The organism is Pseudomonas sp. D3-10 (assembly GCF_051132175.1).
In the GTDB taxonomy this organism is placed as follows: domain Bacteria; phylum Pseudomonadota; class Gammaproteobacteria; order Pseudomonadales; family Pseudomonadaceae; genus Aquipseudomonas.
In genome coordinates this window covers 1,967,730-1,980,214 of record NZ_CP071668.1, presented here as the reverse complement: position 1 = coordinate 1,980,214, position 12,485 = coordinate 1,967,730, and the positions used below count along the sequence as shown (strand labels likewise).

At 51.9% G+C, this 12,485-nt stretch carries 14 protein-coding genes; 5 read left to right on the top strand and 9 right to left on the bottom strand.

The features are described 5' to 3' along the window. Positions 1 to 12: 12 nt before the first annotated feature. The 4 genes from J3P90_RS08900 to J3P90_RS08885 all read right to left on the bottom strand — a co-directional run bounded on the left by J3P90_RS08900 (position 13) and on the right by J3P90_RS08885 (position 4,177). A complete protein-coding gene (locus tag J3P90_RS08900; RefSeq protein WP_434606733.1) occupies positions 13 to 618 on the bottom strand; it encodes a hypothetical protein in 606 nt (201 codons plus the stop codon). A 1,024-nt stretch (positions 619 to 1,642) separates the two neighbouring features. Beyond that, positions 1,643 to 2,893 (bottom strand): MFS transporter, encoded by a 1,251-nt coding sequence (locus tag J3P90_RS08895; protein WP_420765757.1) that lies wholly within the window; start codon positions 2,891 to 2,893, stop codon positions 1,643 to 1,645. Continuing rightward, entirely contained in the window at positions 2,890 to 3,471 is a 582-nt protein-coding gene (locus tag J3P90_RS08890; RefSeq protein WP_434676150.1) for a hypothetical protein, read from the bottom strand. The genes J3P90_RS08895 and J3P90_RS08890 overlap by 4 nt, the downstream gene beginning before the upstream one ends. Before the next feature lie 127 nt (positions 3,472 to 3,598). Then, on the bottom strand, positions 3,599 to 4,177 hold the full coding sequence (locus J3P90_RS08885; RefSeq protein WP_434676149.1) for a 3-keto-5-aminohexanoate cleavage protein: 579 nt from the start codon (positions 4,175 to 4,177) through the stop codon (positions 3,599 to 3,601). A 239-nt stretch (positions 4,178 to 4,416) separates the two neighbouring features. Here J3P90_RS08885 and J3P90_RS08880 point away from each other — a divergent pair, with 239 nt between their 5' ends. Beyond that, the gene (locus tag J3P90_RS08880) at positions 4,417 to 5,391 is read left to right on the top strand and encodes a LysR family transcriptional regulator (protein ID WP_434676148.1); all 975 of its coding nucleotides are present in this window, start codon (positions 4,417 to 4,419) and stop codon (positions 5,389 to 5,391) included. A gap of 7 nt (positions 5,392 to 5,398) precedes the next feature. On the opposite strand, the gene J3P90_RS08875 is transcribed toward J3P90_RS08880, so the two are convergent. After that, the gene (locus tag J3P90_RS08875; protein ID WP_434606740.1) at positions 5,399 to 5,623 is read right to left on the bottom strand and encodes a hypothetical protein; all 225 of its coding nucleotides are present in this window, start codon (positions 5,621 to 5,623) and stop codon (positions 5,399 to 5,401) included. A 502-nt stretch (positions 5,624 to 6,125) separates the two neighbouring features. Further along, entirely contained in the window at positions 6,126 to 7,037 is a 912-nt protein-coding gene (locus J3P90_RS08870; RefSeq protein ID WP_434676147.1) for a LysR family transcriptional regulator, read from the bottom strand. Positions 7,038 to 7,293: 256 nt separating this feature from the next. Here J3P90_RS08870 and J3P90_RS08865 point away from each other — a divergent pair, with 256 nt between their 5' ends. The 3 genes from J3P90_RS08865 (at position 7,294) to J3P90_RS08855 (ending at position 9,225) form a co-directional block, all read left to right on the top strand. After that, complete coding sequence (locus J3P90_RS08865) at positions 7,294 to 7,704, top strand: hypothetical protein (RefSeq protein WP_434559749.1); 411 nt, start codon at positions 7,294 to 7,296, stop codon at positions 7,702 to 7,704. Positions 7,705 to 7,884: 180 nt separating this feature from the next. After that, positions 7,885 to 8,526 carry a hydrolase gene (locus J3P90_RS08860; RefSeq protein WP_434559751.1) on the top strand — a complete coding sequence of 214 codons (642 nt, stop codon included), beginning with the start codon at positions 7,885 to 7,887 and terminating at the stop codon, positions 8,524 to 8,526. A gap of 141 nt (positions 8,527 to 8,667) precedes the next feature. Continuing rightward, positions 8,668 to 9,225 (top strand): nuclear transport factor 2 family protein, encoded by a 558-nt coding sequence (locus tag J3P90_RS08855; protein WP_434559753.1) that lies wholly within the window; start codon positions 8,668 to 8,670, stop codon positions 9,223 to 9,225. A gap of 183 nt (positions 9,226 to 9,408) precedes the next feature. Here J3P90_RS08855 and J3P90_RS08850 read toward each other — a convergent pair whose 3' ends face one another. Beyond that, positions 9,409 to 10,053, bottom strand: a complete 645-nt coding sequence (locus J3P90_RS08850) for a hypothetical protein (protein ID WP_434676146.1) — start codon at positions 10,051 to 10,053, stop codon at positions 9,409 to 9,411. A 365-nt stretch (positions 10,054 to 10,418) separates the two neighbouring features. Here J3P90_RS08850 and J3P90_RS08845 point away from each other — a divergent pair, with 365 nt between their 5' ends. Continuing rightward, the gene (locus J3P90_RS08845; RefSeq protein WP_434606744.1) at positions 10,419 to 10,628 is read left to right on the top strand and encodes a hypothetical protein; all 210 of its coding nucleotides are present in this window, start codon (positions 10,419 to 10,421) and stop codon (positions 10,626 to 10,628) included. A gap of 437 nt (positions 10,629 to 11,065) precedes the next feature. Here J3P90_RS08845 and J3P90_RS08840 read toward each other — a convergent pair whose 3' ends face one another. Both J3P90_RS08840 and J3P90_RS08835 read right to left on the bottom strand, forming a co-directional pair. Beyond that, a complete protein-coding gene (locus tag J3P90_RS08840; RefSeq protein WP_434606746.1) occupies positions 11,066 to 11,470 on the bottom strand; it encodes a response regulator in 405 nt (134 codons plus the stop codon). Further along, positions 11,467 to 11,796: a hypothetical protein gene (locus J3P90_RS08835; RefSeq protein ID WP_420765752.1), complete on the bottom strand. Its 330-nt coding sequence runs from the start codon at positions 11,794 to 11,796 to the stop codon at positions 11,467 to 11,469. The genes J3P90_RS08840 and J3P90_RS08835 overlap by 4 nt, the downstream gene beginning before the upstream one ends. Positions 11,797 to 12,485 lie beyond the last annotated feature (689 nt).

Genomic DNA, 12,485 nt, shown 5'->3' with positions numbered 1-12,485 from the left:
ACGTTCCCGTATTCAGCACGTGAAAAATACATTACACCGGCTACACCACCCTTCAGCTGCGCTCCGGTTCATTGGAAAACGCAAGAGAGGATGACTCGTATCGGCAACCGTCAGGATTAGCGAGAACTTTATGTATCTGCGCCGAATTTCGTCGGCTGGAACGCTCATGCCTGCCCCATCGACTATTTGAAGAACTCCGCCTGTCACCCTGCTGTCGATCCGTTGCCACTCAAAATGCCAGCCCGTCACCCACATGAAGTCTCGAATTTGATAATCGCCGGCGGCGCTTTGGCATTGAGCGAGTTTTTTGTTAGAGACGTCAAAGACGAAAAACAGGGGGCTGGGATAGCCGAGCAGCTGAGTATCGTCCAGGCTCAAGCCTTCTTTTAAATTGATGGATGCTACAAGTGCTTTTGCTCGTCTCTTGCGCCGTATCAGATACCCTGTGGCGAGGAAAAAAATAGAAAAAGAAGCCAGCAAGAGCTGACGGCCTTCGACTGTAAGCTTATCGGGCGAAAACCGTATCATGCCCCACAAGAGTCCTATCGTCGTAAGCCCGGACACCCAAGCGGCGGGGATCACTATCCTGCGGAATATGGCTATTTGCCGTCTGCTCATTCGTTAGTCGCCGGAAAAATACATCCACCCCTACGCAATAGCGTCTTCACCTCTTCGATCGCCTGTACGGGGTTTAGGCTCAACTGTTCAAAAAGCCTGGAGCCCGGGCGCACGTACGATTGCGAATAGTGCTTGGCGCTCCACATGACGATGTTGAGCAGATTCCCTCCTCCGATTTTAGGAATTGGCCGTAGGTCTTTTTCCCAGTGAAGACGATGTCGCGGATGATCCCCGGCCAACTCACATGTCGTCAAGGCGTTCAATACCCTGTCCGGCCACGTCCTTGCGAAGAATGAACGTCTGGACGCGTTTATCGCGACGGACGATGCGAACCCCAAGGCGCTCGTTTCAGCCCTTCTCACGAGCCTCGGCCTGCGTCCGTTGGATGTCGGTGGCTTGCAAGTGGCCCAGTCGCTGGAGTGGCTTGGACTGATGATGATCGGCTTGGCAAAGAACGGTGCTGGAAGCTGGGATATCGCTATGAATGTGGATATTGGGGTCAGGTCGGCATCGGAACCAGCGGTTACATGGCGGCCATTCGCGCCATCAAGGCTCATGTCATAGATGATGAAGAAGCCTCAACTACCTGAGGTAGAGGAGCACTAATGATTAAGGAGGGGTCCAGGCTACGAATCCTGTTCTCGATATGGTAGGCCCCCCTCTCGGTGTAGCGTAAGAAACAGCGACCGCAAATAGAGCACTCAGAAATCTTGCATAGATTGTAGGGAAAGTAGAGCGGTGCAATCGGAGCATCCAACGACCAGTAATTAGTATTGCTCGGATGATACTCGATGAGTGTCATTTCTTCCTCGACGTCATACATGAGCGTACCAATATCGACTAATAACGTCTCCGGCAGGGAAATCAGAGGACTTTCCCACCCTACCAGTGCCTTTTTCGTGCAAATGCAGACGTCACGAACGGAATGGGAGCGTTCTGCTAATGCATAAAGCTCTGAATGACTTAGATATTTGAGAGTATTCAAGCTCGACCCTTTCCTAGCAATGGTTCAAAAAGCCAACGGCTACTTATTACTCAGCGACGGTGATTTCGAGAGGCCAAATGTGCTCCAGGCTGTGCAAACCAGTGCGGTTAGAGTCATGATTATTAATACGCTCCACCCTGGCAGATAACTATGAGACAAGTCCTTCAGGAAACCCAATGCGGGTGGCATTATGACAATCGCAACTTGATTTATCGCCATGGCTAAACCTAATGCGAATCCAGTCTTATCCGGTGGTGCAGAATCAGCAACGTAGGCTACCCAAGGACCATACCAGCCAAAACCGAAGAATCCGAGCCAGCCGACTAATACGCTCAACATCCAGAAAGAACGCATAGGAGCCCAAGCGAGAATGATCAAGCCAAAAATAACTGCGAGCATACAGATCAACACAGGGAAATAGCGGCCCGATCTACAGCGATCACTCCATGCAGCCAAGATGATACGCCCCGCTATGCCCGCTCCCTGGGCAATCAACAGCAATGTGGCAGCGGCAGTGATGCTCAAATCGAGCAAATCATAAAGATAAAGTGCGGTGAATATCAAAATCCCATACTGGACCGAAATAAGGCTAACCCCCGAGAACATAATATTCTTCATCGCAGGATCGTTTAGCATGGATAATCTCGAAGCCAAAACTGCTTTTAATTGCTTTCCTTCAGCTTTCACCGGCGGGGGCTTGTTAGCATTGGCAGACCGATAAAAACTTAAAAAAGTCAGAGCTCCAAACAGCGCAACAAGTCCCCCCGCTAAAAAGGAGTACTGCCACCCCCAATGGGTGGCAATGTAGGGGAGTATCGCCGCTGAAAGCGCACCACCCAAAGGCAAGCCAGCCTGGCGGATACCCATAGCAAATCCTAACTGGCTTTTTGGAAACCAGCTAGAAACGGATTTGCTGCCGCCAGGTTGCGCGGTGCTGTAGCCAGCACCGACCACAATCAAAAACATAAGCAATGACAGGTAACTGCTAGCAAGCGTTGATGCGCAAAGTGCAACCGCAACGATTAACGTTCCCACACCTACAACTTTGCGCTCTTCAAATCTGTCCAACAACTCCCCAGCAACTAGCAAGCCGAGAATGGGGACTAACTGTGCAGCTGAGACCAATAATCCTATTTGCATCGTGGACAGGTTCCAATCCTGCTGGATGAAAATAGCAATAGCACCGATACCTTGTACAAAGAAACAGGCGCTCGCTTGGGCCACCGTGGCGATCAGAAGAATAACCCAGCGATAACTGGCTTTTGGGTGCACACCGTTTACATCAGTCATTGAAAAGCTCCGGCATTTTCTGGTACGCCGAGAGGCCTTTGACGTTGTGCTGTGAGATGTTCATCCCTGACAATATCGAGCCCCATACGGTTGATGATAACTTCTGGATTAAGCTCTGGCGCCACACCATTATAGCTCATCTCTTCAAGCACATACTCCATAAGCTGTCGGTTATCACACATATGCACCTCTCCCTCCGTGCCTACACCATAGGGTGTATCTTCCATGCCTACACGCAAGATATCTACGCCACTTCCGGGTTGGCAGGCGTACGTGGCAAGCCGTCTTAAAGCGCACATCTTGGTTCCTTTCCGCAGGCCAATATCCATCTCTTGGTAATGCAAATGAGCTTGCTGGGGAATAATCGCAGCGCCGACGGTGATAGTTATCTTACGCTTCTTAATATCCGGATTGGAAATATCAGACTCCAGACTCTTGGCCACCTCTATTATGTTGCAAAACTCTTCATATGATGACGGAAACGGAAGGCGGCTGGAAAAACCAAATAACAGAATTATATTTAGCTGACCAGAACTGCCCAGCTGAAGAGATGGGTGTTCAATGGCAAACCGAGTCATGCCGTAGCTCCGGGCAAGTTGTACCCATTCGACTTCATGGAACAGCCCTAGTTGCCGGCGAGCCGAAATCGCATTCTTATATACTTGGAATTGTATTGACGGTGAAGTACTACCGTAGTCAGCCCACTTACTCGTGGAGTTTGTTTCCATGGTCGCCTGTACAACACGGGCAGACGGCACGTATTTTTTTTATATCGTCAAGAAAAGCAGAGCTGTACATATATTCAAAGTCGAGTTTTTGCGTTTTCTTTTCCAACTCACATATGATCTGCAGTTCTATCGTGGCTTGGATGGTGACGAAATGAGCTCCGCCGAAATGTAAAGGCAAAGCACATTGGCTAACCCGTTCCCATTCCCCAAAAGCCCTGATGTTTTCTTGAACCTCTTTACCGTTGCGACTAGCCCCGAAGCTCAATAGAATGTCTTTGCAGGAGCGCTGTACATTTCGGCTCACCGCCTGATAGATATCATTATCGGTGGTTTGCTCCTGCGTGATTGGGTTTCGAGCATGATAGTGATAGTAACGGCACCCGAGATCATAAAGTTCGATCGCTTCGTTAACGATGGCGTCTTGGCCTCCCTTAATAGTCATGCCTGTACAAATAGAGTCGAGAAGCTGATCCCCAGTAAGATAATGGTTGCGAGGCGTAAATTTTGCGCCCGTGGATGCGCACCCTAAGATAAGAGTGTTCTGTGGATTATTCATATTACTTCCCTGTCAAATGGCCAGATACCCTCTAATCGACTGTGCCGGTAGGCTGACTAGTACCTTGTCAGTATCGGCGTCGGCTGGGCCTTGACGTTTTATCAGTTTGCCACTTTCGCACGTTGCGGATTAAGCAAGGTTTTTTGATAAAACCTCATGCCAGAGGGTTTTTTTTGACTTTCAGACCCTGGGTTGCGCATGTCATGATACGACCACCAAAAAATTGCGAGATCAGCAACATGACGGATTTTCGGACCTTAAAGGATTTTATTGTGCTGGCCCGCGTTCGAAGCTTTTCCCAAGCCTCGATACATTGCAATGTAACAACCTCTGGCTTGAGCCGTAGGATCACCGCTTTAGAGGAATGGTTAGGTGCTTCGTTGTTTGATCGTGCACGTCACCAGCTAGAGCTTACCGATGCGGGTGCCGAGTTCCATATCGCTGCTGTCGAAATTGTAGAGCTGTTAGAAAAAACGAGAAACTCGGTTATCCGTACCCAAGAGAAGTTCAGGCGGCAAATTTCTATTGTTGCGCCACATATCATGTCGAGAGCGTTTTTTCCGGCTTGGTTGCCGAGGGCGAGCAAGCAGTTAGAGGCCACTCGTTTTTCCATAGACTTCGCCAATCTTCCTGAATGTTTCAAGCAACTAACCAATCGCTCAGTGGATTTTGTCGTCGCTTTTGATGACAAACATAATGGCATTAACGAACATCTTAATAAAACATTACCACTAGGGGAACTCGAATGCTTGAAAATTGGCCGCGAGTGGCTAGTTCCTGTGAGCGCACCTAATTTGCTAGGAGAACCTCTAAATAGCCTTGGTTCACCTAGAGGTGAAATCTCATATCTTCATTACCGCCAGGATTGCTCTTTAAGTTGGGCGCTTGAAAAAATGTTAAAAGTCGCTCCAAACTTACCAGCACTTCGTAAAATTCATGATAGCTCTCTGGCCGATGGTCTTCGTTCTATGGCGATAACCGGATTAGGCGTTGCATGGCTTCCTTTGGAGATCGTTCGGAACGATCTGGAAAGGAAAGATTTGGTTCGGGCGGGCACTGCCGATTTTGATATAGCGTTAGAAATTAATATTTATCGTCGCAAAGAAAAGCTTGGCGCGAATGCTGAGATCTTATGGGACAATCTAAGTAGCATGACAAATGATTCCAGATTTACCGTAGCGAGCCCCGGCACCTCGTACACTTCACTAAGCTAGCCAATTCCTATACGCCATTTATAAGATCAATCATCGCGCCATAAAAACGAAAAGCTGATCCACAGGTCATTAGCTGTGTCAGCACCAAGCCTATATGCGAAATGATTGCCCAGGCAAAAGCTACCGTCCCTGAAGAGCCGTTTTGAGCTTGAAGCGGCTCTTTGGTAGCTTCAGCTGCCGGCCCACCAGGGCGAGCGCCATCAGAGGTGCCAAAAACGAGTTCATAGGTCAAACCTGACTCGAGAAATGATGCTCGCCCATCCAAGAACCCTCAGCGTCTCTCGTCGACTTGCCAGTGCTAACCTCAGCCTAATTAGATTAAAGACTCCAGCATTGATCTCAACCGCGCGAGCGCCGGCATTCATCGATTTTCTTGTCGATACGTTTGGCGGTGAGCCGTTCTGGGGGATTTCGGCAGCCGGCTGAGCTCGTCAGTTTTTGCAAACCACCTGCGGAGGCGCTGCAGGCTCTAACTTTCGGGGGATCACAATTGAAGTACCAGGCAAAGTGGTAACTTCGAGAACCGCTAACACGCAGAGAAGCGCTTGCTCGCCATCTTTGTTTGGCCTGGTGCCCACCCCGACAAAAGGGGTCGGATTTATTTTCTAGCCGTGCAGCCGTTGATCCAAGCTAATCGATTAATAGCGACTCGTAATGCAGCGAAGCTAAAATAAATCTGTAGTCTTTTCTGTCGTCCCCTTTCTGCCTTTTTCTGTGTCCCTTTTTCTCCAAACCTAACTGTCAAGCAGATCCCGATCCCAGAATGGCTCACCGCCAAACGTATCGACAAGAAAGTCGATGAATGCCCGCGCTCGCGCGGTTTGATTACGCATTGACGGATGCACCGCATACATTGCGATTGGTGGTCGCATATATTGCGCGAGCACAATAGAAAGCGCTCCGCGCCGTACCGCGTCATGGGCGATGAAGGTTGGAAGTACCGCTACGCCAAGCCCTGCGATGGCCGCTTCGCGAATGGCATCGCCGTTGGCGAAGTCGAGCCGGCTGGTCACTGATGGCACGACGTTGCCGGTGAATTTCCAATAGTGAGCGTTCTCGACATTAGAATAAGTCACGCCCGGAAAGCGCGACAATTCAACGGGACTTTGCGGTGTCCCGAGGCGCTCTAGAAGTGCCGGACTGGCGACGCACACGTGCCGGATGGTAACGAGCCGCCGAGCCACGAGAGATGAGTCTGGAAGCCGCGCGATGCGGATCGCGAGATCGAAGCCGTTGCGTATCAGATCGACCGTTCGATCATCGGTGTCGATGGAGACCGAGACTGCGGGATGGCGGTTCAGAAACTGGCCTATTGCCGGTGCCAGGCAGTGCGCTGTGAATGAGACCGGAGCGGCGATACGGATACGCCCCCTCAACGCCTTGCTTGCGCTCGAAGCGGCTTCCTCGGCCTCTTCAAGCCCCGCAAGCAACTCGACGGCGCGATCATGAAAATCACGGCCCGCTTCCGTGAGCTGGACACGGCGCGTCGTCCGGTCAAATAGCCGCGCCCCAAGCCTGTCCTCGAGGTCCCGAACTCGGCGACTCACCGCCGACTTGACGATGCCGAGGCGTTCCGCGCCCGCAGCAAACCCGCCGGCTGAGACGACAGCAACAAACGCCCGCATATCTTCGAATCGGTCAGCCATTGGCGGATTGTGCGGGCCGCAGCATCAGGAATCAACTGACAGCCCGTTTATTGAATACTTCCCGATTGTGCTCCAAACGAGAACAGTCAATCCTTGGATTGGTAGTTTTTCGAGAACTGGAACTGGCGTACTTTTGCCGCAGTTCGATTTCTGCCGTCGCAAGGCACGTCGGGCAATTCACGATTCAGGGGGCTTCGTTGTTTGCCCTCGGTCAGACCGTTACGTCCACTGCTAGCGCCATATTCCTAGGACTCTCATGCCACATCCGAACGTCGCCGCGAACACCACTTCTCGACTCGCCCAAGCGGGCGCTTTGGCGTACATCATCTGGGCTCTGCTACACGTCAATGCCGCTTGGTCCATCTATCAGCTCGGCCAATCCATGGCTGAAGGCATGCCTCGGGGGCGCGTGCTGCAGGACGCCTGGAATCTCTTCTGGCTTTCAATTATCGCGCTCATCGTCGCAGTCGTCTTGAACTGGCGTAACGACGTTCGCGGGTGGTGGATCAACCTCTTGGTCATCAGCGTGGTCGATCTCGGTTTCATCTTTTACATGCTCTTTCCCGGCTATGTTTCGATGTGGCCCGGCCTGTCGGGCCCACTGTTCTGGGTTCTGGGGCTCGCACTGTCGAGCCTGGGGCTATACCGCCCGATGCGCCCCGCATAAAGCCTCGCTTTACCTGATCGCTACACCCTGAGCCGCACGGATCCAAACCGCGACCCGCCCCTTAAAAAAGCTAAAGCACTCCAAGGCATTCGACATATGTATGTCGAGTTTGGACCGGCTTCGCCTAAAGAAAACAGGCATGAGCTGATCTTCCATTTCACCCAACAAGGATAGCTATCCATGACAAGCGAAACGATGCGTAATCCACATACCGACCATCTCATCACGCCTCAGAACTCAGCACTTCTGATCATTGATTATCAGCCGATTCAGGTCTCCTCCATCCGCTCGATGCCGCGCGAGGAACTGGTCTTTAACATCACCAGCCTTGCAAAAGCGGCGGTGAGTTATGGCGTTCCAGTCGTTCATACGACGGTGAATGTCTCGTCCGGCCTCAACAAACCACCGATTGAGCAATTGCAGGACGTCCTCGGTCACCTTCCGATCTACGACCGCACCACCGTGAATGCTTGGGAAGATGTCGAATTCAAACAGGCTGTTAAAGCGCTCGGACGTCGCAAACTTATCGTGACCGCGCTGTGGACAGAGGTGTGCTTGGCGTTCCCTGCGCTTGATGCGCTTCTGGAAGGCTACGAAGTATATGTCCCCGTGGACGCAGTGGGCGGTACCTCGGTGGCGGCCCACGAGGCTGGGCTCCGTCGTATTGAGCAAGCCGGCGGCAAGATGACCAGCCGCGTCCAGTTGTACTGCGAGTTCCAGCGCGATTGGGCTCGTAAGGAAACCGTCCCGGGCTTCATGGAAGTTTTCCAAAGTTATGACGGGTTCAACCCGGAGAAACCCGTCGCAAAAGGCGCCAACTAAGACCGGCCTCACCTTCGGGTGGACAGTAGCGGCGGCTCGAGCAGCCGCCGCTACCCTGTGTCGAGGAAATCCAAGAGCCAGTCCTGATTCGCCCCGTCCCCCCAACGTACTGCAAACAATAGTTAAAAACGGAGAACGCACATGACCATGTCTGAGACCAATTTGTCACCTGACGCTTCGACTGCTAACGCTGTGGCGGCACCGTCCACTAGCGAAGCGAAGGCTGCTGCTGCGCTATCGGTAGTCATGGAATTTCTGGCCAATACCGCGCCCGATAAGGTTGAAGCCGCTGCAGCGAAGCTGGCAGCTCCGGACGCAACTTACGTTTCTCTCAACTTCGACAATCCAGAATTAAAAAAAATCATGCCCTGGACCGGAACTAACAAGGGCCCGAAAGCCTTTAGTTCCTTATTCATGCAGGTATCGGATTATTGGAAGATTGAAGACTTCACCATCAGCACTAAAATGGCATCCGGTGAGGATGTTGCGGTTTTCGGCAAGTTCACCTACCGATCCGTGGCAGTGGGACACGTATTCACATCGCCGTTTTCCATCCATGCCAAGGTACGTGACGGCAAGATGATTTATTTCCAGTTTATGGAAGATACCTATGCATCGGCGAGTTCGTTCAGACAGTCGGGTTCGTGGATGGTAAAGACATCAGCGGATTCAGCCCCTTTTACGGTGAAGGCAGATTAATCATCCGCGAGCACGCGAAAACCATTTGATAGGAAAAGCGGGACATGGGCCGAGTTTATCTTCTAGCCGGCTCCTGATCCAACCAAGCGAATCCATTTGACGGAACTCACAGCGCAGCGAAAGTAAATCTGTCCCCTTTTTCGTCTTTTTTCCTAGGGGGATTTCGGCAGCCGGCTGAGCTCGTCAGTTTTTGCAAACCACCTGCGGAGGCGCTGCAGGCTCCAACTTTCGGGGAATCACAATTGAGGTTCCAGGCAAAGTGGTAACTTCGAGAACCGCTAACACGCAGAGAAGCGCTTGCTCGCCATCTTTGTTTGGCCTGGTGCCCACCCCAACCAAAGCCTCGTAATCCTTCCCTGGCTCCAGCTTATAAACGAGTGCCTGGCCACCGCAGGACCAGTAAGTGCTGCCATTGCCACCTATGGTCGCGCCCAGGGTCGCAAGTTGAAATGGAAGGTCAGTCCTGACGCGATACTCGGCTACGACCTCTTTGTATGCCCCTTCGCCCATCCGAATGGCAGGGATGTACTGGGCAAGAGTAGGCGAAACTCGTTTCGGCATGCCAATGCTTGCCGAATTAAGAAGGTACTGCGGATAGTTGATGTTCGCCGTCCCGTCACGCCCGAAACGTCCGGCTTGAGCCATCTTGTGCCGGGTAGCAGGAGCACAACTGCCAACGATGCTATCGCCGTACACATCGGAGTTGGTGATGACACGAATACGCGCAATTGCCTCGGATTGAGCAGGCTCTTCGTATGGAACTGAAGGAATTCCAGAACAACCCGCAAGTCCGACACCAAAAAGCGTTACGAGAGTGACTACTCGCATGACCATATCCCTATGTATTCGAAGTTCGCTGATTGGAAAGAAAACAAACCCAGCCGCAACAGACAACAAAAAAGGGCCCACCTTTCGGTGAGCCCTTCTAGACCGCCCAGCAGAGCGGATTTTGTTTGGTAGGCGCGATTGGACTCGAACCAACGACCCCCACCATGTCAAGGTGACCGTACTTCCATACTAACCTATTGATTTAAAAAGAAAAACCTTTGTCTAATGCACAGCCAAAAACGGCTATAGACCCCTTTAAAATCAATAAGTTAGCGTTGTATATTCCTACAGTATTTTCCTCCCATGGTCCAACTGGCCCCCATCCCCACGCGCTGCTAAACTGACCCATGAGCCAGGAGCTGCCGATGCCAAATCACGACCTAATCCCTTCGCTGCTACACAAAATAAATGAAAATCAGCTTGCCCTGGAGGCAGCCATTCTTGAACTGTCCAACTGGGTGGAGGCGCGCGGCTCAGTTGAAGTTGCCGACAACGTACGGGGAGCTCTAGACACGATCGAAATGAACGAGGAGTTCATCAAAATGGCGCTCGCGGTTCTAATGACGCCTGAATGATCGCTTTCGGCCGATTTTGTTGGAATAGTCGGTCTGCCCAAGCTGCTGCTCAGGGGAAAAAAGCCTTTTTTCGCTGCTGCGTGAAATCCGAGTCCTGGAGCATCTGCCAAAAATAAAAAATCAATCTCGGAAGCGTACTTTCCTGATGCGCAAACCATAGGCGACTTTTTCAACACAATCGGCCAACCGAGGCCGTTTCGCACGAAGATTGTCCTCTGTCACATTGCGCTCGCTAGCGGCTACCAGATATCGCCTGCACGCCTTCAGACCTATGAGCAGAATTCCTGGCTCAAGGCAATACGCTTTCAGCCATAAGCAGCTGAGGAACAGCATTGATTCAACGAAGATATGCGCCAGAGCTGGTTTTTTTGTCAAGCGTTTGCTCTGCGGCCAGCTTCATGAAACAGGCAGCATTGAGGAAAAGCAGAAGTATTGGACTATCGAGGCTCAGCGCAACTAGCTCTCATAGATTTTCCCTGTGTCAATGCCAGCGCAACAGCAATTCTTTCCTTCAGTTCTTCTTGCGAAAACGGCTTTTGCAATACGGGCCGCAAGGCAAACTCGCCCTGGAGTGCGGCGCGACCGTATCCCGAACTAAAGAGGAAGGGAATTTCGCGGTCGCGTAAAATCTCGGCGACAGGGAAGACTAACTGGCCGGCCAGGTTTACATCCAGCATCGCCAAATCCACCTCAATCGAGCGAGCGACGTCGCACGCCTTCCCGAGTTGGGCAACGGACGCAACGACCACGCATCCGAAGTCCTCCAACATATCCTCGATCAACATGGCGACTGCGCCCTCGTCCTCGACAACGAGCACCCTGATTCCATTTAAAGCGTTCACAGGTAGTTCGCTCCGATAGGGAATGAGATGCGGCTAACCATCCCTGCAGCAAGAAACGGGAGCTCAATCCTTTTGTCCTGACGACGCTCTATACAGCGCGTCATCAAACGCAACCCCAATCCATGCCGCGTTAATTCAAAAACTTCACCCAGAATTACACCGTCACAGCTGACGCCGTGCAGGCATACCGTACCGTTGTTGAAGGAATCTTTCGAATCGGTGTCTTTACACACCAGCTCCTCCGTCACGGCATGAAGCGCGGAGGCGTCCTGCAAATAATCGATCACTTCTTGTATTTTGCCATGCCTATCTTCGAATGCGCGCATATTAACCATAGCCACCAGCCGCGTGTCGTCTGGACCTATAAATTTACTGCCAACATGCCTAGATTCAACGCAGTTTAGAGCACCGTTGCCACCGGGTCTTCGTCAGCCGGGAGCGGCGCCCCTTCCGGCAAGAGCAGCTATACGAGCCGCGGTCACGATCTCCATTACGCCTGAGTCCGAGCACACTGCGCCACAGCCGAGGCACCTCCGTGATGTATCTGAGGATCCAGCCGTCGCTGTCGCACGAATAGACGGCGCGAGGAAACGTATCGAGCGTGTGCTCATCAAGATTAGCATGTCGTACTCCTGAGCGCTTCGGGAAACTCTTGGAAACCGAAAGCGCATGACATCAGCTCTTCAAGCAAGTTATCAACGTTGACGCCTAGTCACACATGGTGTGCTCCGGATCCCCAGCCTGCGAGCTGCGGGTCTCATTCTAGATTTTAGTAGGAGACTGGTCGCAGGGAAACAATAGGAGTGAGTCGTGTTGACTATTCATTCCTGGTATCGGTTTCATACGCTGGTTTCCGGGGCGCCCCTACAAGCTAAACATCCTTGGTCTGGGCCACTCCCGCGAGCGAATCTGACGCTATCGGGCTACGGTGCGAGCGTCCTGCTGGTACAACCGCCCAAACAGGTTATCTGCCAGCGCCTTTGATCGTGTTGGAGGAACAAGCTATCGGTGCGGT

Bases quoted from the DNA above. Each gene is read 5' to 3' on its own strand.
- J3P90_RS08890 (WP_434676150.1), bottom strand. From the start codon at position 3,471: ATGACTCGGTTTGCCATTGAACACCCATCTCTTCAGCTGGGCAGTTCT.
- J3P90_RS08845 (WP_434606744.1), top strand. From the start codon at position 10,419: ATGCCAAATCACGACCTAATCCCTTCGCTGCTACACAAAATAAATGAA.
- J3P90_RS08865 (WP_434559749.1), top strand. From the start codon at position 7,294: ATGCCACATCCGAACGTCGCCGCGAACACCACTTCTCGACTCGCCCAA.
- J3P90_RS08870 (WP_434676147.1), bottom strand. From the start codon at position 7,037: ATGGCTGACCGATTCGAAGATATGCGGGCGTTTGTTGCTGTCGTCTCA.
- J3P90_RS08835 (WP_420765752.1), bottom strand. From the start codon at position 11,796: ATGCGCGCATTCGAAGATAGGCATGGCAAAATACAAGAAGTGATCGAT.
- J3P90_RS08850 (WP_434676146.1), bottom strand. From the start codon at position 10,053: ATGCGAGTAGTCACTCTCGTAACGCTTTTTGGTGTCGGACTTGCGGGT.
- J3P90_RS08880 (WP_434676148.1), top strand. From the start codon at position 4,417: ATGACGGATTTTCGGACCTTAAAGGATTTTATTGTGCTGGCCCGCGTT.
- J3P90_RS08855 (WP_434559753.1), top strand. From the start codon at position 8,668: ATGACCATGTCTGAGACCAATTTGTCACCTGACGCTTCGACTGCTAAC.
- J3P90_RS08885 (WP_434676149.1), bottom strand. From the start codon at position 4,177: ATGAATAATCCACAGAACACTCTTATCTTAGGGTGCGCATCCACGGGC.
- J3P90_RS08895 (WP_420765757.1), bottom strand. From the start codon at position 2,893: ATGACTGATGTAAACGGTGTGCACCCAAAAGCCAGTTATCGCTGGGTT.
- J3P90_RS08860 (WP_434559751.1), top strand. From the start codon at position 7,885: ATGACAAGCGAAACGATGCGTAATCCACATACCGACCATCTCATCACG.
- J3P90_RS08900 (WP_434606733.1), bottom strand. From the start codon at position 618: ATGAGCAGACGGCAAATAGCCATATTCCGCAGGATAGTGATCCCCGCC.